The sequence below is a fragment of the Anaerotruncus colihominis genome, from assembly GCF_010206195.1.
In the GTDB taxonomy this organism is placed as follows: Bacteria; Bacillota; Clostridia; order Oscillospirales; family Ruminococcaceae; genus Anaerotruncus; species Anaerotruncus colihominis_A.
The window spans coordinates 34,905-54,132 of the sequence record NZ_VIQT01000024.1 but is presented as its reverse complement, the minus strand read 5'-3'; the positions used below and the strand labels follow the sequence as shown (position 1 = coordinate 54,132).

At 53.6% G+C, this 19,228-nt stretch carries 19 protein-coding genes and 2 pseudogenes; 9 read left to right on the top strand and 12 right to left on the bottom strand.

The window, feature by feature from the left end; translation table 11 throughout:
* Positions 1-265 precede the first annotated feature (265 nt).
* From FMM72_RS16335 to FMM72_RS16305, 7 genes are all read left to right on the top strand, one after another.
* Entirely contained in the window at positions 266-991 is a 726-nt protein-coding gene (locus FMM72_RS16335; protein ID WP_162222024.1) for a LytR/AlgR family response regulator transcription factor, read from the top strand.
* On the top strand, positions 988-2,367 hold the full coding sequence (locus tag FMM72_RS16330) for a sensor histidine kinase (protein ID WP_162222023.1): 1,380 nt from the start codon (positions 988-990) through the stop codon (positions 2,365-2,367). Before FMM72_RS16335 ends, FMM72_RS16330 begins: the two co-directional genes overlap by 4 nt.
* A 1-nt stretch (position 2,368) precedes the next feature.
* A complete protein-coding gene (locus FMM72_RS16325) occupies positions 2,369-3,217 on the top strand; it encodes a hypothetical protein (protein WP_162222022.1) in 849 nt (282 codons plus the stop codon).
* 22 nt (positions 3,218-3,239) lie between these two features.
* Positions 3,240-4,013: a DUF6033 family protein gene (locus FMM72_RS17275; protein WP_243157861.1), complete on the top strand. Its 774-nt coding sequence runs from the start codon at positions 3,240-3,242 to the stop codon at positions 4,011-4,013.
* 19 nt (positions 4,014-4,032) lie between these two features.
* Positions 4,033-5,037, top strand: coding sequence for a hypothetical protein (locus tag FMM72_RS16315; protein ID WP_162222021.1), 1,005 nt, complete (start codon positions 4,033-4,035; stop codon positions 5,035-5,037).
* 90 nt (positions 5,038-5,127) lie between these two features.
* Positions 5,128-5,544 carry a hypothetical protein gene (locus tag FMM72_RS16310; RefSeq protein WP_162222020.1) on the top strand — a complete coding sequence of 139 codons (417 nt, stop codon included), beginning with the start codon at positions 5,128-5,130 and terminating at the stop codon, positions 5,542-5,544.
* A 247-nt stretch (positions 5,545-5,791) separates the two neighbouring features.
* Positions 5,792-6,136, top strand: a complete 345-nt coding sequence (locus FMM72_RS16305) for a helix-turn-helix transcriptional regulator (RefSeq protein WP_162222081.1) — start codon at positions 5,792-5,794, stop codon at positions 6,134-6,136.
* Positions 6,137-6,206: 70 nt separating this feature from the next.
* Here the strand turns inward: FMM72_RS16305 and FMM72_RS16300 are convergent, their stop codons facing one another.
* Complete coding sequence (locus FMM72_RS16300; protein ID WP_162222019.1) at positions 6,207-6,659, bottom strand: hypothetical protein; 453 nt, start codon at positions 6,657-6,659, stop codon at positions 6,207-6,209.
* A 157-nt stretch (positions 6,660-6,816) separates the two neighbouring features.
* Here FMM72_RS16300 and FMM72_RS16295 point away from each other — a divergent pair, with 157 nt between their 5' ends.
* Positions 6,817-7,044 (top strand): helix-turn-helix domain-containing protein, encoded by a 228-nt coding sequence (locus tag FMM72_RS16295; RefSeq protein ID WP_162222018.1) that lies wholly within the window; start codon positions 6,817-6,819, stop codon positions 7,042-7,044.
* Positions 7,045-7,106: 62 nt separating this feature from the next.
* Here the strand turns inward: FMM72_RS16295 and FMM72_RS17015 are convergent, their stop codons facing one another.
* The 6 genes from FMM72_RS17015 to FMM72_RS16265 are packed head-to-tail and all read right to left on the bottom strand — an operon-like array spanning position 7,107 to position 13,529.
* On the bottom strand, positions 7,107-9,272 hold the full coding sequence (locus FMM72_RS17015) for a CHAP domain-containing protein (protein WP_180322951.1): 2,166 nt from the start codon (positions 9,270-9,272) through the stop codon (positions 7,107-7,109).
* On the bottom strand, positions 9,269-9,727 hold the full coding sequence (locus FMM72_RS16285; RefSeq protein ID WP_162222017.1) for an XF1762 family protein: 459 nt from the start codon (positions 9,725-9,727) through the stop codon (positions 9,269-9,271). Before FMM72_RS16285 ends, FMM72_RS17015 begins: the two co-directional genes overlap by 4 nt.
* A gap of 36 nt (positions 9,728-9,763) precedes the next feature.
* Positions 9,764-12,097: a VirB4-like conjugal transfer ATPase, CD1110 family gene (locus FMM72_RS16280; RefSeq protein ID WP_162222016.1), complete on the bottom strand. Its 2,334-nt coding sequence runs from the start codon at positions 12,095-12,097 to the stop codon at positions 9,764-9,766.
* Entirely contained in the window at positions 12,090-12,455 is a 366-nt protein-coding gene (locus FMM72_RS16275) for a PrgI family protein (protein ID WP_162222015.1), read from the bottom strand. The genes FMM72_RS16280 and FMM72_RS16275 overlap by 8 nt, the downstream gene beginning before the upstream one ends.
* 16 nt (positions 12,456-12,471) lie before the next feature.
* Positions 12,472-12,681 (bottom strand): hypothetical protein, encoded by a 210-nt coding sequence (locus FMM72_RS16270; RefSeq protein WP_162222014.1) that lies wholly within the window; start codon positions 12,679-12,681, stop codon positions 12,472-12,474.
* Between the two features lie 11 nt (positions 12,682-12,692).
* The gene (locus tag FMM72_RS16265; RefSeq protein WP_162222013.1) at positions 12,693-13,529 is read right to left on the bottom strand and encodes a hypothetical protein; all 837 of its coding nucleotides are present in this window, start codon (positions 13,527-13,529) and stop codon (positions 12,693-12,695) included.
* A gap of 162 nt (positions 13,530-13,691) precedes the next feature.
* On the opposite strand from FMM72_RS16265, the gene FMM72_RS16260 reads away from it, so the two are divergent.
* Positions 13,692-14,369 carry a hypothetical protein gene (locus FMM72_RS16260; RefSeq protein WP_162222012.1) on the top strand — a complete coding sequence of 226 codons (678 nt, stop codon included), beginning with the start codon at positions 13,692-13,694 and terminating at the stop codon, positions 14,367-14,369.
* A 45-nt stretch (positions 14,370-14,414) separates the two neighbouring features.
* Here FMM72_RS16260 and FMM72_RS16255 read toward each other — a convergent pair whose 3' ends face one another.
* From FMM72_RS16255 to FMM72_RS16235, 5 genes and pseudogenes are all read right to left on the bottom strand, one after another.
* On the bottom strand, positions 14,415-14,783 hold the full coding sequence (locus FMM72_RS16255; protein ID WP_162222011.1) for a glutamyl-tRNA amidotransferase: 369 nt from the start codon (positions 14,781-14,783) through the stop codon (positions 14,415-14,417).
* A pseudogene (locus tag FMM72_RS16250) lies at positions 14,780-15,379 on the bottom strand (type IV secretory system conjugative DNA transfer family protein); the annotation flags it as partial. The gene FMM72_RS16255 and the pseudogene FMM72_RS16250, both read right to left, overlap by 4 nt.
* A 152-nt stretch (positions 15,380-15,531) precedes the next feature.
* Positions 15,532-17,205 carry a group II intron reverse transcriptase/maturase gene (gene ltrA, locus FMM72_RS16245; RefSeq protein WP_162222010.1) on the bottom strand — a complete coding sequence of 558 codons (1,674 nt, stop codon included), beginning with the start codon at positions 17,203-17,205 and terminating at the stop codon, positions 15,532-15,534.
* A gap of 747 nt (positions 17,206-17,952) precedes the next feature.
* A pseudogene (locus FMM72_RS16240) lies at positions 17,953-19,044 on the bottom strand (VirD4-like conjugal transfer protein, CD1115 family); the annotation flags it as partial.
* A complete protein-coding gene (locus FMM72_RS16235; protein ID WP_016321927.1) occupies positions 19,031-19,222 on the bottom strand; it encodes a hypothetical protein in 192 nt (63 codons plus the stop codon). The gene FMM72_RS16235 and the pseudogene FMM72_RS16240, both read right to left, overlap by 14 nt.
* Positions 19,223-19,228 lie beyond the last annotated feature (6 nt).

The following is a 19,228-nucleotide window of genomic DNA, read 5'->3' as shown; positions in this document are numbered from 1 at the left end:
GAAATTTTATTATAACATACAAAACAGAAAAATGGAAGATTCAATTAAAAGGTTCTTTCCAGAAATTGAATTAAGCCTGGGCCTATGCTATAATTTGAATAACAAATCAGGGGAGTTGCCTGCAAAGGCGGCTCCCTGTTTTTCCTTTTATGATATACTGTCAGGGACAGCCTGTGTTGTCCAGTTACGCTCTCGAACCGTCCATTCACGTCAATCGGCTTTACCTCAACGCCCATTTGAACGAAATACATAGAGGGATACCAACATGATAAGAATTGCAATTTGTGATGATGAAGCCAATACTCGCGCCTATCTCTCGTCATTGATTAGAGCGCAGTCCTGCCCCTGTGAGATTGTGGAGTACGCTTCTGCCAGTGACTGCCTTGCGGACACCCGGGAAATTGACCTTCTCTTTTTGGACATAGAGCTGGCTCCCTCTGGCGACCGCCTGGATGGTATGGCCCTGGCCCGGACGATCCGGGAACGGGCAACCGGGACGCAGCCGGTCATTATCTTCGTGACCGGCTATGAGCGGTATGTGTTCGATGCCTTTGATGTAGGGGCGTTCCAATATCTGCTGAAGCCAGTGGACGAGGAAAAGTTTGCCCAAGTTTTTACCCGTGCGGTTGCACAGATTGGAACTGCCAGGGAAAAGCCGGGGCCTGTGCTGACGCTCCAATCCGCCAACGCCAGCAAAACCATACCGCTGGACAGCATCTGCTACATCGAAAGCAGCAATCACAAGGTTGAGCTGCATTTGAAGGATGGCGAATTTGCCTGCTATGCAAAAATCGGAGATTTGGAAGTGGAACTGCAAGACCAGTTTTTCCGCATCCACAAGGGGTATCTGGTCAATCTCTCCTATGTGGACGGGTACAGCAAATCGGAAGTAACACTGACAAACGGGGAAAGGCTCTTACTCTCAAAGTATAAGTACCAGGACTTTGTAAAGGCGTATCTCCGCTTCTTGAAAAGGGGAGCTGGCCTATGAGTGAAACAGGGTTCCGCATTTTCAACAGTGCTTTTTCCGCTGGGGCAGAACTGACCTACGCCGTACTGCTCACCGCCTTTTTCAAGCCCTTTATCCCATCCCAGGGTCGGAAGCGACGAAAGTTGCTCATTGTATTTTCCATCTACATCCTCTTTGAGATCGTCTGTAACCGGGCCGCACTCCCGCAAGGTTCCTTCGGGCTGATTTTGGCTGTGATGCTATTGGCGGCATCAAAATGGATTGGCCTGGAAAAATCCTTTGTATTCCTCTTGACGCTGCTCTACTTCAACGCCAGAATTTCCAGCGGCCTGATGGTGCAAAGCCTATACTTCATTGTGGAGCGGTCGCTGCCCTTCCAACTGGAACCGCCGGATGCCGTCTTTCTCCGGGCCGCTTTCTTGGTAATGCTGTTCCTGGTGTCCCACGCCGCTCTGCTGGCGGTCATGCTCTATGCCCTCCAGCGTCAAATGCGGAAACAACGAATGACGCTCCATCGGCGGGAGCTGTGCTATCTCAGTTTGGTGCCAACGGCGGGGATTCTGTTCGGGCAAGTGATCTCCCGGCTGCTGATCGAGTTCGAGGACGGCGTTCTGCTCCAACTCTATGAACGTCACCCGGCGTTTTTGGCGGTGATCCCGGTGCTGGCTCTGCTGTTCTACGCTGGGGCCTATCTGACCATCGCCTTTCAGCAGGGCATGGCGGCGCTGCGGGAGGAACAGGCCACCTATTTTATGGAGCAACAGCAGACACAGGCGATCCGGGCGCGTATCCATGAGGCGGAGCAATTCTATACCCGCATCCGCCAACTGAAACATGAAATGCGGGGCCATTTGACCAACATCAAGGGGCTGGCCGGTCGCGGCGAGTACGCCAGTCTGGAAGACTATATCGCCAAGCTGGACGAGAGCATGAGCGGCTTTGAGCTGACGCTCCTGACGGGAAACCCGGTCACGGATGTGATCGTCAACGATACACGGCGGCGGAGCCTTGACCTGGGCATCCGTTTCCAGGTGGATTTCCATTACCCGGAGCCGGGGGCCTACGATGCCTTTGACGTGGGTATCATCCTGCAAAACCTTCTGCAAAACGCGCTGGAGGCTTGCGAGAAGGTCAGCGAGGGTGAGCGGTTTATCGTGCTGACTGGAAAGAGAAAAGGACGTTTCTTTCTGATCGAGGTCAAAAACTCTTTCGTGGGTGAGGTGATATTCGGGCAGGACGGTTTGCCTGTCACAACGAAACAAGAGGACGCTCCCATGCACGGAATCGGCCTGTCCAACGTGCGCCGGGAGGCAGAGAAGTATATGGGAGAATTGGAATTAAGAACAGATCAGCGAGAATTTTCCGCAACGGTTTTATTGCAGGAAAGGGGTAACTAAAATGGACTATGGTTTATCAAACATATTAGGAGCAAACGCTTTGACAAGCCTTTACCGTTTAGGGGGAGCGAGTGCAAAGAATAGCGGTATCAGCTTTATGAATTTGGCATCTGCAACGGCGGCGTCAAGTGCTACGACAGCGCAAAACGTAACCGGGGTGAGCTTTAAGGAAATGTGTCAAGCAAAGTTTCCAGGAGCGTACTATCATGTGATGGACGCATCAAATATTCCTCAATCTCTATGGGAAAGAAATGATTTCCCGTTTGAGAAATTTTTTGCCGATGAGGTAGACGAATCTGTATTGAATTGGACACCCGCCGGGGCGGAACCGGCTATGGACAGTTCACAGGTACAGGCAAGATTTAATTCAATCCTCGGCCAGACCTCAATCGTTGTACCTCCTGAGTTAGAGGAAAAAATGAAGAATGATCCTTCCTTGGCAAATAAGGTTATGGCGAATATTGATTACCTTTTTGCGTGGAACGGCTATCCCTTGCCTGGGAGAGAAAACTCCGCGTTGATTGTTCTGGATGAAAACGGAGAAGTTGCCCGTTGGCGGCTGACGAGCGGCGGAGGTTTGACAGGGCCAACGGAGGAAGAACAGAGGCAGTTTGAGGCTGAGCAAAAGGCCAAGCAGAAGCGGCGAGAGGAAAACGCACGCTTGGCAGAGGAAAGTGCCTTGAAACGCAGATTACAAGAACAAGAAGCCGCGGCCATAGCGTTGCAACACAAAATTGTTTCTATTTCCGGGCATAGAGAGCTTTCAGCACCGAGATTGGCTACGGTTCCAACGCAGGCTATTCTTGCAATCACCCAGGCCCAAGTCTGGAACAGTGGAGCAATTTTATAAAGTGGAAAAGGCGGTGAGAATTTTGAGCAATACTATTCAGCCGAGTTACGGGACAACTACATATAGCGCCCCTACAACGGCCCGTAAGACAAAGCAGACCGGGACACAGGGCAGCAGTTTCCTTGATCTGGCGGCGCGGGCCAGCAGAAATACAACGGATGTGCTGGAAATCAGCAGCAGGCCGGAAGTCACCAACAAAACTGACACATCAAGCGTGGATGCCTATAAAAAGCACCTGGAAAACAAATATGGACAGGTTACGGTTCAGAGCATTGGGAAAGACCAAGCCAGCCTTCAAAAAGCAGGCAGTCGTATGAATGGCAGCAGCGTTGTGATTGCACCCAACATTTTAGAAGATATGGCGAACGACCCGGAAAAGGCTGCCTATTACGAGAAAAAGATTGATGACTTTTTCAATGCTACGCCTAAGCTGAAAGCACAGTTTGCCGCCCAGGGCCTTAACTACGAGCCTTGTGGGGTAGTGATCCATGAGGATGGAAGTGTGACATATATTGGTGGCTGTGGCGATTCCCCGGAGCGTGTAGCCGAGGTAAACAGAATCAACGCGGAAAAGGCAAAGAAAAAGGCAGAACAGCAAAAGCAGTATCAGGAGCAGGCTGCGGCGGCGGCAGCACAGCGCAGAGCCATGTGGGAGCACACCGCAGAAACGGCGACGCTGGAAAAGACTTTTTCCAATATCGGTGATCTGCTGAAAATGCGGATGGTATCTGCCCCCGCTGTTACGCCGGAGATTTCTTTATCAGCAGGAGCAAATATGTTTTTCCTCAATATGTAATGTCGGGAAGGGTGATACAATGAGCAATACGATTCAACCGGGTTACGGGACGCGAACATACAGCTCCCCTACAAAGGCCCGTGAAGCAAGGCAGACCGGGACGCAGGGTAGCATCTTCATGGATATGGCGGCGCAGGCCAGCAGAAGCAGGGCCGACACGTTCACCACCGGCCTGGGCGGTCTGGCAGACATGGCGGCGATGCCCACCAGCCTGATGATGGATTTGGCGGTTCGGTCTGGCGGACAGGTGCAGGCCGGGGGAACGGAGGCGGTGGAGGCCCCCTCTCTGGAAACCATGCTGAAAGCGAAATATCCCAACATCCACTACCACGTTTTTGACGCCAGCAGCGGTTATTGGCGCACCCGAAACGACTATCCCCACTACCTGCTGTACCAGGATGGGGACAAGGCAAAGGAAACGCTGGAGAATTGGCAGCCCACCGGGGCCAATCCCTTTTACGGCTCCATAGACGGCAGATTTACCGCTCCCAAGGAGATTCACGCCCTGGGCAACGTCCCGCCTGGGAGCAAAGCCGTGGTCATCCATCCCAAGGTGCAGGAGCGCATGGAGCAAGACCCGGCCTACGCCCAGGAGATTTTTGCGAAGATCGACACATGGTTTGCTTTTGACGTAGCACGGAACGAGGCCATTATGCCCGGATGCACAGCCGGTATGTCCCAGGCCGTTGCCATCGGGGAGGACGGCAATATCTGTAATGCCTGTTCCAGCAGTCCCGGCAGGATCACCTACTCCAAGAGCGGTTCTGACGATGAAGAAAGCTGGTGGGATTTGCGTATGGCCCGCCACGCCGAGTTTATGAAACTGGCGGTGGAAAAGCAAATTCAGCGGCACATCCAGGCTTCCGAGCTGGCCGCGTCCGCTGCGGCAAAGTCCCAGCTTGCCGCCATGCTAAACAATGGAAATCTGCGGGAGATTTTTGGCAGCGAGATAGCCGGTATTCCCACCGAAACCGTTCTGGCGATCACGCAGTCACAGGTTTGGGGCGGCGGAGCAATTTTGTAAAAATAATCTGAAGTAAATGGAACGTCATGAGAATTTTTGCGTCTATACTAATGTAGGCAAATCCAAGATATTTGTTAGGAGGACGCGGCAATGAAAAGATTTGGCTTTATTGTACTTGTGCTATCGACCCTATTGTGTACTGCTCTTACTGGTTGCTCTAAATCCAACGATATATCAGTGATAAACGATGCAATTCCTGAAGAAATCACGAGTATTGAGGTGAGCGGCTTTCACGGCGGAAGTGAACTTCAACCGTGGGAGTTGACGCAGGAAGAAATTGAGGAACTGAATGTTTGGCTTCCTGAGCTTTCATTGGAACATAGGACATACGCTAAAGGTGAAGCACCCAACGAGGTATGGAATGGCGGAACATCTTATAGATTTAACGTCAACGATGGAGAACTGTCTTTCAATTGGGTGTATATTGACAAAGCATATATTCAGTATGACGGCGAGTGGTACGAAATCACAAACACCTCTGCACCACCGCTGGGTTTGGCTGGTTGATGTTTGGGAAGGACAAATAGGAACACAAAGCTACCACCAATTTATGTTCACGAATAGAGGCAAAAGGACAAGGTCAAAGTTGGGCCTTGTCCTTCTGCTTTTACTTTAAGTATTCATAAAGCGGTTCGTTAAGTCAATACTGTCCGTCACTTTGAGCAACAGGTGAACTATAAAAGAAAGAAAAATGAATATTACATCATTCCAAAGAGAGAATATGAACTATACAATGTGTGTGGGTGATGTAATAATGGCGACTGTCAAGGATTGTCCCGGCTTTGAAACTTTTGGAGAAGATGTACGGGATGGGCGCGAGGCACAAGGGATGACACGCAAAGCGTTAGCAGAGGAAGTGAGCGTATCAACCCGCTATCTCGCCAATATTGAATTAGGGCTAATAATTCCCAGCGTCCCGGTCATGCTGCGCCTGATACAAATTTGCCACTTGCCTGTGGAACGCTATTTTAATCCTGCGCTGATTCAGGAAAACAGTGAAGTGCGCCAGAGAGTACGCCACAAAATGCAACTGTGCCCGGAAAAATATCTTCCCATTGTAGAAGCCACTTTAGATGGGGCAATCAGAATGAAAGAGTAAGAGCTGTTGATTGATTTCAAAGTCAACGGCTCTTATTCGTATGCGTTTATTTCCATCAGCAGGTCACAGCCTATGGTTGGCCCAGCACTTCCACCCGCAGCAGGCCCCGCCGCTCCCGCCGCTGGGCGTACTCTACCAGCTCACGGGCGTTGCCGGGATGCCATGCGTAGGCAATCAGGAAGTCGCTGTTGTCCACCATGTAGCGGTTGGCCCGGACAATAGCCAGCTTCCTCGGCACTCGCTCCATCCCCGGAGGGTAAAAGGAGCCGTCAAAGCCGCTGGGCGTCTTTTCAGGCCGTTCCGCTGGGTGGTAGGGCCGCAGGCAGACCAGCCGCACGTCCGGGTGGCGCACCTTGGCCCGCTTCACCGCACTTGCCGCCAGTGCGTCAAAACCACCGTAGCGCCCCACAACAAACTCCCCCACGCCATACTCCGCAATATGCCGTTCCACCAGGGCGTCCAGTACCGGGGCCAGACTGTCCGGCGCGTCCCGGTGGCCGATAAAAAAGCAGGTTTTCTCCATCGCACGACCTCCTTGTGCCCGTCCGTTCGCCGGACGGCAGGTTTTCTTGTCCTGTGATTGCTCCATTATATCATTGTATTGCCATAAATAGCAATCACATTCTCTAAATAAATCCCTGTTTTCGTGTTACCCTTTTATCGGAAAGAGGGGGTGCGCTATGGAAACGGAATATCGGGAACAGTACATCCGCTTCGGGCTGAAGGTGCAATACTACCGCAAATTGCTGGGGCTGACGCAGGAGGCGTTTGCGGATAAGATTGGGCGGTCATGGTCGTATGTCTCTAAAATTGAAAGCCCTACGCGGGTCTTTGGCGTGTCGATGGAAACGCTGTTCAAAATTGCGGACGCGCTGGAAGTCCCCGTTTCAAAGCTGTTTGAGGAATAAAAAAGCCGCCCTGGACTAACTGTTTCCAGTCAGTCCAGGGCGAAAATTATGCGTCTGTGGGGTCAGTAGGCAGGAGTGCCGTACCCGTAAATTTCATAATGGCCTATGGCATAGCGGTTCTCCCGGCAGCTATCGCCGGAGTTGCCCTCCACGGTGTAGACCATTCCGTTTTCTACTTTCTCCACGATGCCCACATGGTCGGCAAGGCCGTCCTGGGGGCCGGAGCTGCCCTTGTTGTCCCAATCAAAATAGATGATGTCGCCGGGGCGCGGCTCATAGCTGTTATCCTGCCACAAGCCTCTGTCTTTGAACCAATTAGAGCCGGTGATGCACCCCGCCGTTTTGGGGATCACGCCAGCGTCCAGATACCCGCACTCGTTGGCGCACCAACTGACAAAGCAGGCGCACCACTCCACGCGGGAATTGAAACCGTACCACGACCAATAGGGCTGGCCCCCCACGTTGCCGAGCTGGGAGAGGGCCACCACCACGATCTCCCCGTCGCCCACGCCAATGCCGTATAGGGCGCTGCTCCACATACTGCGGTTTTCTTCAGCCAGTAATTCCGCAAGCTGCGCCCGCTGGGCTGCGGTGAAGTTATAGGCGTCCGCCATTTCATTGGCGGTTTTATGGCTGACAGTGATATAGAGGGTCGTTGTCGTTACTTCAACTTCTTCCTCAACGATATTGCCCTCCCCATCGTCCGTTTCAACGGTTTGGGTGGTAGTAGCGGTTTCGGTGCGGCTGCTGATTTCGTTCATAGCCCAAAATATCTCTTTCAACAGTTCCTTTTTGCTGTCATCCATCGTGGCAACTTCCTGGGGATTGTCCGGGTCGGTGGTAGTCTTGACAGCGTATATCGCCAGCACCTCCGGCCAGACTGCTCGGGAGCCGGACATTTCAAGCGTGTCATGGGCGGTGCCGTTCTTGATCTCGTCCAGCTTGCCCTCGTATTCCTGGTTGATCTCCCGGACAACTGTGGGCATGGTCTGGCCTGTACCGCTGTCCTCCCCGGAAAAGAAGATACCAAAACAGGAGCCGACAATCAAACCTATCAGGCAGATAATCACAATGGCAAGGATGGCAACCCAGCCCCCAGCGGCAATAGTGGCTACAAGTGCCTTAACAGACGCAACCATGGCCTTTATCGTGGCAGAAACGCCCTTTGCGGCGGCTTTCGCGGTGGCGGCAGCGGTCTTGGCTACGGCACGGGCGGTCATTTTCGCCGTCTTTGCGGTGACCTGGGCCGTTTTCTGCGCCGCCTTTGCCGTATAGTCTGCGGTCTTGATGGCGGTCTTAGACGTATGCTGGGCGGTTTTCACGGTGCCCTTTGCGGTGCGCTGTGCCGTCTTTACCGTCCGCTGTGCGCTCTTGATAGTGCCCTTTGCGCTCCTGCCGGTGGCCTTTGCGGTCTGCCCCATAGCCTGGACGGGCCGTTTCGCCGTTTTTACGGGCGTTTCCGCGACATTGACCGCCGTTTCCACCTGCCGGGACACTTTGGCGGCGTCCTGGGGCTTTACCTGCGGTAGCCGGTCAGCCTGGACAGCCCGGTTTTTCACCTGCCGTTTCCGCTCGGCCCACTTTGCGGCCTGCTTCCTGGCGAAAGTCCGCCCACGCTCTACAAAAGAACTTACAGTATTGGCGGTGCGCTCAACGTCAGCAGAGGCCGGGGGCCGCTCCACCGTGCGCTCATACCGTGGGAGGGGCTGACGCTCCGGGGCCGTCCCGGTTCGCTGGCGTGGGAGCCGTCTGTCCTGGGTAGGGCCGGTGCCCTGCCGGGGGCGCTGCCCATCCCTGGGCGGGTCGGTTCGCTGCCGGGGCAATCGCCCCTCCGGGGCCGTCCCGCTGTGCCGCTGCGGGGTCTGGCCCTCCGGGGCCGTACCCTGGGGCGGTTCGGGGGCGGGGGCCTGTTCAGTAGGGGCGGTGTTCTCCCGGAACTTCTCCGCCGCCCGCTTCTCCCGCTGGCGCTGGAACAGCTTTCGTCCTTGCCGCACAGCCGATTTTGTGCCGGACACCGCCACATTCGCCGTATCATGGGCCAGATCGTCGGCGGCAAACTCCACCTTGTCCTCGGCGTACTCGCTGGGGGTGGCCTGCCGGTCGTCCATCAGCGCCGCCGCGTTTCGCTTGGAACGGATAAAGGCGTTTTTCATGCGCTGGCCCACGACGGCGGACTTGTCCAGCACTTTAATATCCTTGCCCTTTTCACGGGTCTTGATCCTGCTCATGTCTGCTCACCCGCCCGTCTTTTTATCCAGCGGTGTTTCAGTTCGGCGGGGGCCACATAGTAGTCCCTGCGGCGCTGGCCTGTCCACGCTTTTCCACCAGCTTCACCGTCAAACAAAAAGCCAGCGGCCCGCAGGGACACCCCAGTTTCCGATGCCAGCGTATAGGTGACAATGCGCTCATAGCCCATATCAAATCCGATGCGGCAGCAGGCCCCGTAGAGCTTGGAACAGGCGTTGTCCGTCCCGTCCGTACAGCAGCGCAGGATTTCAAGGGTCAGCCCATCATCCAGATACCGGGCGACGGGACGGCCACAGATGGCAACGCCGCACAAATTGTCCCCATCATAACAGGCCACGGCGAACTTGCCGCCCACGGGCGGGATATTGTGCCGGTGATGCCGGCCCACATACTCCCTCGCAGCCCGCAGGTGACAGGGCTTGATTTTCAATGGCATTTTTTATCCCTCCATTCAAAAGGAGAGGGACAGGCTTCAAGCCCGTCCCCCTGCAAAGCGGCCCTCACCGGGCCGGGTGGTCATCAAGCGGTACAGTTCGGTGTTGGAGGGGAAGCGGTTCACGAACGGCACCAGGGCCGAGCCATACTTGATAAGCCCGCACCCGGCGGGGGCGTTGGTGATGTGCCCCATCTGTTCCTCGGAAATGTTCAGCAGGCGGGCCAGCTTCTCCCGGTCGCTTGCCGCCTGATTCAGCATGACAATGAACTCGGAGTTGGACAACATGGTGCTGGCCTGAACGGAGTCCAGCAGATACTCCACGTTCTGCGTGATGGCGGTGGGGTAGGCGTTGCGCTTGCGGAACTGCCGCCACGCGGAGTTGAAAAAGGCGGCGGAAAACTCGTTCTCAAACATGACATGGAACTCGTCGATAAGGACGTGGGTGCGCTTGCCCTTTTTCCAGTTCAGCGTGACGCGGTTGAGCATGGTGTCGGTAATGACAAGGTGGCCGATGGGCTTCAACTGTTCGCCCAGGCCGTGGATGTCGAACACCACCACCCGTTTGTCCAGGTCAACGGTGCTTTCATGGCCGAAAATGTCAAGGGAGCCGGTGGTGAACAGCTCCAGGGCCAGGGCGATCTCCTTTGCCATATCCTCCGGCTGTTCCATCAGCTTTTCCCGGAGGGCGGCGAGGGTGGGGACGGTGCCGTTCCGCTCCGCTTCCTCGTACAAGTCCCCCGTACAACGATCAATAATGGATTTCTGCTTGGCCCCCACGCCGTTGGGGTCGATGCGCTCCACCAGGGACATGATAAACTGCGATTTCACCACGATGGGGTTGTTTTCGCCGTAGCCGTCCACCATATACATGGCGTTCAAGCGGTCTTTCCCACCAGCGGCCACCCGGACGACGCTGCCCAGGCCGTCCATCGCTTCAATGAGGGGCGCGTACTCTCCCTCCGGGTCTGCTATGAGAATATCATCGTCCGTGTTGAGAATGAGGAACGCGATTTCCTCTTTCACGCTGAACGATTTGCCGGAGCCGGGGACGCCCAGCCGGAAGGACGACTGATTGAGCAGGTTGGCCTTGTTGCACATGATAAGGTTGTGGGAAATAGCGTTCTCGCCGAAGTAGATGCCGCCCCTGTCCATGATCTCCTGCACCTTAAAGGGCATGAACACGGCAAGGCTTTCGGTGGTCAGGGTGCGGAAAGCGTCGATCTTCCGGGTGCCGATGGGCAGGACAGTGTTCAGGCCGTCGATCTGCTGGTATTTCAGCACCGCCAACTGGCACCGCCCGGACAGGGAGCGTATCTTCTCCGTGTCGCTGTCAAGCTGCTGTTTGGTGTCGGCGGTGATGACCAGCGTGAGGACGGCCTGCATCATCCGCTGGTCGCGGGTGGTGAGGTCGGCAAGAAATTCCTTGCTCTCCTTGCGCTGCAACTCCATATCGTAGGGGACGATGGCGGAGAAGTTGTTGTTCTGATTCTGGCGGCGCTGCCAGTTTGTTATATTGGTTTCAACGCCCAGCAGACGGTTCTCCACCTCCCGCACAGCCTCGTCCGTCGGGACAGAAAGAATGTCGATGGACAACATCATATTGCGGTTCAGGTCAGTCAAGTCCGATACGATCTCGTCCTGGATATAGTTGGCGTAGTCCTTCAGGAACAGCACCCGGCAATAGCGGTCGCCCAGCTTCAGGTAGTCGCTGTGCTTCTCGATCCCGTCCGGGCAGATATAGTCCTTGAAGTCGTGGCCCTTCCGGGCCATATCCGCCATATCAAAGTGAAAATAGCCCTCGTCCCCGGCCCGGTAGAAATCGTGGAGGATGCGCAGGCGGTCAGCGGCGTCCAACTCCACGCACTTGGAGCCGAGGGCGGCGAAGCGGGCGGTCAGGTCGGCCCCGATGCGGGTGAAGTAGGCGCGGGCATCCTCAATATCCCGCTTGTAGACGGTCACGGTGACAAGTTTCTCCTGGATGATGCCGTTGGCCCCGGTCGCCTTGTCAATGAGCATTTGGTTGTACTCCTGGCGGTACTTGTCCAGACCGTCCCCACGCATGGACATAAGGACAGACTGCTCAAAGTCCGCTTGGCTCTGGCGGTGGTTGCAAATGGTGAGCTTGGTGGTGGCGGCGCTGTCCAGGCTGTTCAGTAGCTCCGAGTAGGCCAGGAACATAGTTTCCTTGTCCTCACGGCTGGCTACCTTGTAATTGATGTCGGTGAAGCGGTAGGTCTTGGAAAACTTGCTGCCCACCTTGAAAATTCCGTCCGGCCAGACGCATTGAATGGGGATCACGTCTTGCACCCTGCGGGGGATGCGGTACGGCTCCCGATCCTGCCGCATGATGGTCTTGATGCTCTTAATCATGGCGCTTGTATTCCTCCTTTTCCCGCTTTTCCATGCTGGACTTCAAAATGTCGTAGTACAGCGTAGACGATTCAAAGCGGAGTTCTCGCGGTTCCAACAGTTCCGAGCGCAGCCACGCCCAAATAAACTGCTCCGCCGTCATGCCGTGGTAGGTGAAGAAGCCCAGGGCGGCAAAGGGGGCCGCGCCCAGGACGCACATCCAGGACACGGTTTCGGTGCCGACATAGGGTTTCAGCAGAAAGTACAGCCCCACGGCCACGACTACCGCCAGGGCAGAAAAAACGAGCTGCCGCAGGGACAGCCCAAAAAACATACTTTCCGTGTAGTTGCGGATTTCACGGTTGATTTTGACTTCCAATCAAAGCACCTCCTTGTTACCGCTCCATCCCGTTCTTTTTCCGGGGCGTCTTTTGATGGGAGGGGTAGGGCACAAATTCTTCCTCTCCCTCAATCATGCTGAACTCCGAGCGCAGGAACGGGTGGGTTTCCAGCTTTTGATACTGCCGGATCAGGTCAATGGCCCGTTCTCTCGTTGCGGCGCTGCCCTGCATCCGTCCGTCCTTAAATACATAAAATTGTTTCATTCTGGCCTCCTTTACAAGCCCATCATTTCACGCACAACATGGTCGGACATTTTGACGCTGCCCACCAAAATAAGCATATTGAACACCAATTCCCCGATATAGCTCCATACCATTGAAGCCGCCGCCGCGTCAGGGTCAACGGCGGGCGGGGAGCTGGCGAACACAGAGAAGATGATGCAGGCCAGTACGATGACGGCTCCCTCCAGGCAGACGGCGGCGTAGCTTTTCAAGAAGCTCTTGCCTACGTTCTGGCTGGGTTCCCCGGCAAAGCTGGACAGGGGGATGGGGGCCAGCGCAGCGTACATAAACATCTTAAAAAAGCGTCCGTAGACGCTCAAAATCATCACGAAGGACAGCACCCAAATGAACAGCCCGCCGATCAGCGTCACCGCCCAAAGGGGTATGCTCTCAAAAAAGCCGCAGTCCTCAATGGCGGTCACGATCTCGGCGGGCAGGACGGTGGAGTTGGGAGCGCCAAAGCCCGCCGCGTTCATAATGGAGGACACCACGCCCTGAATGATACTTAACAGAGCCAGCATCAGTTCCATACCGTAAGTGATAAGGGCCTTTGCCAGCGCGAAGCGGACGAACATCTTTACCGCCAACTCCGGCCTTTTGAGTTCTGAGAAGCTCGCACAGGTTTTTACCACGCCCACCACAAAGAACAGCACCAGCAGGGCGTAGCCGACGGCCTGGAGCGCACCGTGGATGTCTGTTACCACGTTCCAGATTGCGCCGCCCTTGAAATCCTGGGGGGACTGTGTAATGAGCTGCCATATCTCGCTCAACTTGCCGTTCCAGACCTCCAGCGCGTTCTCTAAATTTTGAACTACCCAATTATCTGACATTGTTTACTACCATCTCCTTTCAAACAGATTGTTTTTTTCATTTTCAAACCTCCTTTCTGTCCTCACACTTTACGGGTAGAAAATGTGAGAAAAATGTTGTATAATAAAATAGCCAACTGTTCCAATCGCTGAGAACAGTTGGCTATGTAAGGAGAATTGACTATGGATAAATTAATTCCTGTACTTATCATAATAGGAATAATTGTATTAGGGTTTATAGTGAGCTTATTTGAATTGAAAAGTATCATTGATCGAGTCGAATTTACAAACAACTACCACAAAAAATTTGTTGATCTTGTAAATGAAATTATAGAGAACAAGAGCTTTAATCAGCATCTTTATTTTGAATTGACTTTAGATGTCAATACAATGCAACGCGAACTTGGCTATGATGGAATAATGTCGTATGCAAGAGATAATTTAAGAGGTTTTACTACAACTGATTATCAGCTTCTTATAAACTTCTTGCCTGAATTAAAAAATATTCTTAATGAGCAGGATGATTATGTACTGATGCACAGATATAATCAATCTATACGCGATTGTGATTATATGTTTAACCGGCATCTTGGTACATTAAGTGAGATGGAGAACTCGTTAAGAAAGAAAATGCACAATCCATTTTTTTGCTTCTCCAGTGGCGTTAGAGTTATCGTTTCATTGCCCATATTGGTACTTCATTGGTTTGGATTTATTTCTGATGAAACAACAAGGAAAGTAAAGTGTAATTGGTTTGTAAAACTAATAAATATAATTGTTACCCTTGTAAGTTTTGCGGGTGGTCTAATGTCAATCATTATGGGTTGGAATGATTTTTGGAAAATGATTTTCAAAATGTAATTTTTATGTATTGGTAGCTTACTTTTGCGGTAAGCTACCAATTCTTTACCCGGTGATAAGGGTCAAAATCTCCTTGGCGAAAGTAATGATAACGCCGCCCGCCAGGGTCAGGAAGCCGTTGGAACGCTGGGACGGGTCGTGGCTCTGGAGGGAGAGGCCCACCTGGACGATGCCCCAGCCCAGCAGGATCAGGCCCACGGCCCGGATCAGGCCGAAAATAAACTCGGACAGGTTGTTGATAACGGTGAGGGGGTCGCCGCCAGCGGCGGGGGCGGCAAAGGCCGTCATGGTGCAGCAGCCCATCAGGGCCACGGTCGCCACCAGGGAGCAGTACCAGCGGTAGCCCCGCTTCACCTTGTTGGGCATGGGCAGGCGGTTCCCGGTGTTCTTCTCGTTCTTCTTGAAAATGTTCATTGTGTCTTACCTCCAAAATTTTTGATATATTCCTCCAATTCTTCCTCGCTGAGAAGAATGAAGCGGTGTTGTCCGGCGTCCAGTTTCACCTCCGCCGCCTGTTTCAGCAGTTCCGGGTCAAGCTGGATAGAAGCGATGCTGCGGGTGTCCTCCCCATGCTGGTACGGTTCGGCCCCTCCGTCTGTGGTCAGCTTCACATTGGGGTGTTTCAGAATGTCGTACTTGAAGTCCTGAATGGGCCGTTCTCCACGGATAAAAAGAAGCGCATACTGGTTGTCCAGCATACGCACTTCATCCGGCATAAGCAATTCGCGGCCCGCTAATTGCCAGTTGGTGGAGTAGCTGCCGCTCCGCCCCCTGGACTGGCCGTAGGTGTTCGTGTCGATGGTTTCCTTGCCCAGCAGCTTGGAAACGTACTCGTGGGTCGCCTGCTCATTTCCACCGAGATAGATAAACTCGTCGCAGTTGCCCACGATGCTCTCCCACTGTTTCTCAAAGAGGGCCTTTAGCTGGGCGAGGTTCTGGATGATGATGCTCACGGAGATCTCCCGGCTCCGCATGGTAGCCAGCAGCTTGTCAAATTCATCGGGCAGGGCGAATAGCGATAGGTAAGACCTGAGCGGCGCGTCAGCGCCGCTTTCCGTCTTTTCCCCCGCTTCACACCGTGCGTGCGGCTTTCACCGCACACGGCGTTCCATCGACTTTGAAAGAATTGTAAATAGATACAGTTTTCAGTGAGCGATTGCGTTTAGATTGAGAATAAGCCTGCTATTTTGCGCAAAGTGTTTAACTTCGCACGCTGTCTTGTGTTTAACCGCAATGTTTGAACAAGGCGTGCAATTACCTCGCTATCAGTGGCATGGATTAAAATATGGACGGTCTCTGTAACCAGCAATTCCAGATTTTTGTGAATACTTCTGCGGCCTTGTTCCGTGTACTGGTTCACTTCCCGCCGTTTGTAGAGCGGTGCTTTGGTTTGGACATACCCAATAGGGATAACTGCCTGTCCGCTTACATAGCGAATTTGCTTGCTTCTTCCATACCGCTCCGCAATGTAGGCGGGCAAAGGGTTTCCTTGCTTTTGCAAGCGCTCTCTCAATCTGTTCTGCATGGTTCGAGTGATGCCGAGGGCGATTTTATGAATGTCTTTGCTGATGTGGGTAGCATAACGGTAGTAATTGTGGATGCCTGAAACATAGGCGTTATAGGCTCCGATGGCTTTATATTCCTCATTCACGTTTGCCGGGGACTGGATTCTTTTCACCATTTCCCGCGTTTGCCGCTTGACTTTCTTGACTGCCTTATCGTTCATGTGCGATTCTACCGCGTACTTTGCTGTGCCGTTGCTCTTGACGCCTTTTCTCACAGCTCTTAACTTGAAGCCGAGAAAATCGGAGTATTGCCTTTTCAAATTGACAATTCTGGACTTTTCGGGGCTGATGTCCAGCCCCAGCCGTTCCTTTAGCCAATCTCTTGTAGCGGCAAAGAGTTTTACTGCGTCGCTTCGCTTGCGGCAGAAGATTTTGAAGTCGTCGGCATACCGGACGATGTAGCACTCTTTTAGGGCAGAGCCTTTTCGGAGCATTTCATACTTCTGGCTTTTGTCAATAACCCCATTGTCAGACCGCGCATATTCACGGTTTTTGCGTGTAGGCATATTCTCCCACTGGCTGGCAATCCACCAATCCAATTCGTTCAAGACAATGTTGGATAGCAGTGGGGAAATGATACCGCCCTGCGGCGTCCCCTTTTGCGGAAAACCGATTCCTGCTACTTCCGCTTTCAGCATGGCGGATATGATACTCAGCACACGCTTGTCCTGTATCCCCATATTCCACATCTGCTTGAGCAGTTTTCCGTGGCTGACATTATCGAAGAAACCTTTTATATCAATATCAACCACATAATGCAGACCGCGTTTTTGTATCATTGCGTAGCACTGTGCCAGCGCGTGTTCTGCGCTCCTGTTGGGACGGAAACCGTTGCTCCGCTCATGGAATTTCGCTTCGCATATTGGTTCCAGAATTTGCAGGAAGCATTGCTGGATCAGCCTGTCGGCAATCGTAGGGATTCCCAGAGGGCGAGTTTTCCCTGTGTCTCCTTTGGGAATTTCCACCCGGCGCACCGGCTGGGGCTGGTACTGCTCCAACCGCCTTTTTATATAGTGAATGAGTGCTGTGTTTGTGAACTTTGACAGGTAGCGGACAGTTTTTCCGTCCGTTCCCGCCGTTTTGCTGCCCTTGTTTTTGCTGATATTTCGGTAAGCAAGTAAGATATTTTCATCGGCGGCCACCAACTCCATCAGCACGGTAAAGCGTTTGTTTTCCGCACTTTGGGCATAGAGCCTGTCCAATACCTCCTGCAAGCCGAAGTATTCAGCGTTGCGCAGTTTCGCTTTCTTTTGCAATTTCTTCACTGTCATAGTCGGCATACCTCCTTTGGGGTGTGCCTTTCTTAGTCATACTCGAACCTATGAATACTGTTCTTTTATTCTTGCTTTCAAAGCCGACTGGTGCCTGTTCCTCCACCGCCATTACAGCAGCTTCAACGGTCGTGGCACCGCTCTCAGTTGGATAAAGGCACGTTATACAGTCTGCTTTCCGTGCCAGCACTTCACAGCGCCGCAATGCGCTCCATGCTCCAACCTTTCCACGTTCCGATATTCCTATCTGTGCATATACCTTTAGGTGGCCCCTTTAAGCCAGTGCGCTTGGGCGGCGCCTGTAACGCCGCAGGGAGTTTCATACTAACAACTCTTACTCGTCCCCACGCACACCGCCATAGGCGGCAACCGCATTTCTGCGGCTCATTCGTCTTGACCCGTACATTCAGGGCTTCGTCAGTGCGCTTCACCGCACATTCTCACCATGGGCATTTTATAGACCCCCGGCGTATCATCTGCACACCCCACCGCTGGGACGCTTTCCTCGGCTTGACCCGTTAGGGCAGACTTCCGCCGACTTCTGCGCGCTCTCGGACACAGTGCGTCTTTGCGCTTGCACCATGCCCGGCGCAGTCTTAGGGCAGGCGTTTCAGGGCGTTACCCCGTCATTCCACCTGTCGGAATATCAGTTCTATGAAACTGATTTGTTCTCGAAACTCCTTTCAATTTTCATATATTTTTCTCAGCTTCACGCCTAACCTTTTCAGTTAGGAACGTGTCGCACAAACTACTGTCATTGTCGGGGATAACGGCGAAAATGGCCGTCTTTCTCTCGCCCAGGCTCCATAACTCCATCTCGTCCGTCTGCGTCATACCGGCCAGCGATTCCAGGTTGAATTTTTCCAACCGGGACACCAACGTGATCTGGATGGATTTCAGCGTCTTGGCGCTGCCGGAACGGTAATTGCGGTAGTATTTCAAGGCGATATGCTCCGGGTTCCGCATTTCCAGACGGTCAAAGAGTTCGTCCAGCGGCGATTGAAATTCGTCGTTGTCCTCCCGGACTTCTCCGGCCCGTATCATCTCCATGACCATTGGAAAGTTCTGCTCATCGGGCGGGGCTTCATAATGCAGATAGAACACCAGCGCCAGCAGGAGCATTTGCGCCGCCTGATCCCAAAACGGGTCTTGCGACTGTGAGCCTTTGGGCGTGGTATTCTTGAACAGGTTCGTCACTAACCGCTGGATGTCGTTGTCGCTGCGGAGGTAGACAAAGGGGTTGTAACAGTAGCTTTTTTCCATGTTGATAAGGTCGATCACCTTAATGTCATACCCCTTGGCTTTCAACAGATTGCCGGTGTCCCGCAGAAGTTCCCCCTTGGGGTCAAGGCACACAAAGCTGGTGTTGGCGTTCATGATGTTGGGTTTTGCAAAAAACCTCGTCTTGCCCGCGCCAGAGCCGCCGCAGACCAGGATATTGAGATTGCGGCGGTGTTTGCGTCCGTCCAGGCCGATAGCCACGTTCTGCGTCAGTATCTTGTTCTCGGCGGCCCTCTTGTCGGCGTACTTCTTTCGGACGGCCTGGGCGGTGCCCCACTTGGCGGAGCCGTGTTCCTCCCGCCGACGGTAGTTGCGGTCGGTGGAGAGATACACGCCGATGCCCAGCCCGTAGCACAGCACAAAAATAAGGACAGTTTTCAGGCTGTCCTCGCACCATACAATGTGGAACGGGTCATTCAGCGCCGCCCCGCCGTAACGCACCAGCCCCAGCAGACCGCCGCCCACACAGGGGGCCAGCAGCAGGGCCAGCCAGACCACGGGGATGATGCCGCAGGCGTAGAGGGTCAGGTGGGTCTTGGAAAACTTATCTTGCCTCACGGTCAGCCCTCCGTTTCTCCCGCTTGGTGGGGGCGTCGATCACCTTTAATATCAGGTCGTCCACGTCCTCGGTGGGCTTGCCGTCCCGGAGGGCGTCGTTGCGGAAGTCGGTCAGGCCCGCCACCATAAGCCGCTGCTCGAAGCCGTTCAGCGTGACCACACGTTTTTCATCACGCATAGAGCG

Excerpts from the sequence above, each read along its gene's own strand:
- FMM72_RS16300 (WP_162222019.1), bottom strand. The coding sequence starts at position 6,659 with ATGGAGAAAACCTGCTTTTTTATCGGCCACCGGGACGCGCCGGACAGT.
- FMM72_RS16235 (WP_016321927.1), bottom strand. The coding sequence starts at position 19,222 with ATGCGTGATGAAAAACGTGTGGTCACGCTGAACGGCTTCGAGCAGCGG.
- FMM72_RS16265 (WP_162222013.1), bottom strand. The coding sequence starts at position 13,529 with ATGTCAGATAATTGGGTAGTTCAAAATTTAGAGAACGCGCTGGAGGTC.
- FMM72_RS16305 (WP_162222081.1), top strand. The coding sequence starts at position 5,792 with ATGGCGACTGTCAAGGATTGTCCCGGCTTTGAAACTTTTGGAGAAGAT.
- FMM72_RS16325 (WP_162222022.1), top strand. The coding sequence starts at position 2,369 with ATGGACTATGGTTTATCAAACATATTAGGAGCAAACGCTTTGACAAGC.
- FMM72_RS16285 (WP_162222017.1), bottom strand. The coding sequence starts at position 9,727 with ATGCCATTGAAAATCAAGCCCTGTCACCTGCGGGCTGCGAGGGAGTAT.
- FMM72_RS16255 (WP_162222011.1), bottom strand. The coding sequence starts at position 14,783 with ATGAACATTTTCAAGAAGAACGAGAAGAACACCGGGAACCGCCTGCCC.
- FMM72_RS16295 (WP_162222018.1), top strand. The coding sequence starts at position 6,817 with ATGGAAACGGAATATCGGGAACAGTACATCCGCTTCGGGCTGAAGGTG.
- ltrA (WP_162222010.1), bottom strand. The coding sequence starts at position 17,205 with ATGACAGTGAAGAAATTGCAAAAGAAAGCGAAACTGCGCAACGCTGAA.
- FMM72_RS16315 (WP_162222021.1), top strand. The coding sequence starts at position 4,033 with ATGAGCAATACGATTCAACCGGGTTACGGGACGCGAACATACAGCTCC.
- FMM72_RS16310 (WP_162222020.1), top strand. The coding sequence starts at position 5,128 with ATGAAAAGATTTGGCTTTATTGTACTTGTGCTATCGACCCTATTGTGT.
- FMM72_RS16260 (WP_162222012.1), top strand. The coding sequence starts at position 13,692 with ATGGATAAATTAATTCCTGTACTTATCATAATAGGAATAATTGTATTA.
- FMM72_RS16335 (WP_162222024.1), top strand. The coding sequence starts at position 266 with ATGATAAGAATTGCAATTTGTGATGATGAAGCCAATACTCGCGCCTAT.
- FMM72_RS16280 (WP_162222016.1), bottom strand. The coding sequence starts at position 12,097 with ATGATTAAGAGCATCAAGACCATCATGCGGCAGGATCGGGAGCCGTAC.
- FMM72_RS16270 (WP_162222014.1), bottom strand. The coding sequence starts at position 12,681 with ATGAAACAATTTTATGTATTTAAGGACGGACGGATGCAGGGCAGCGCC.
- FMM72_RS16330 (WP_162222023.1), top strand. The coding sequence starts at position 988 with ATGAGTGAAACAGGGTTCCGCATTTTCAACAGTGCTTTTTCCGCTGGG.
- FMM72_RS17015 (WP_180322951.1), bottom strand. The coding sequence starts at position 9,272 with ATGAGCAGGATCAAGACCCGTGAAAAGGGCAAGGATATTAAAGTGCTG.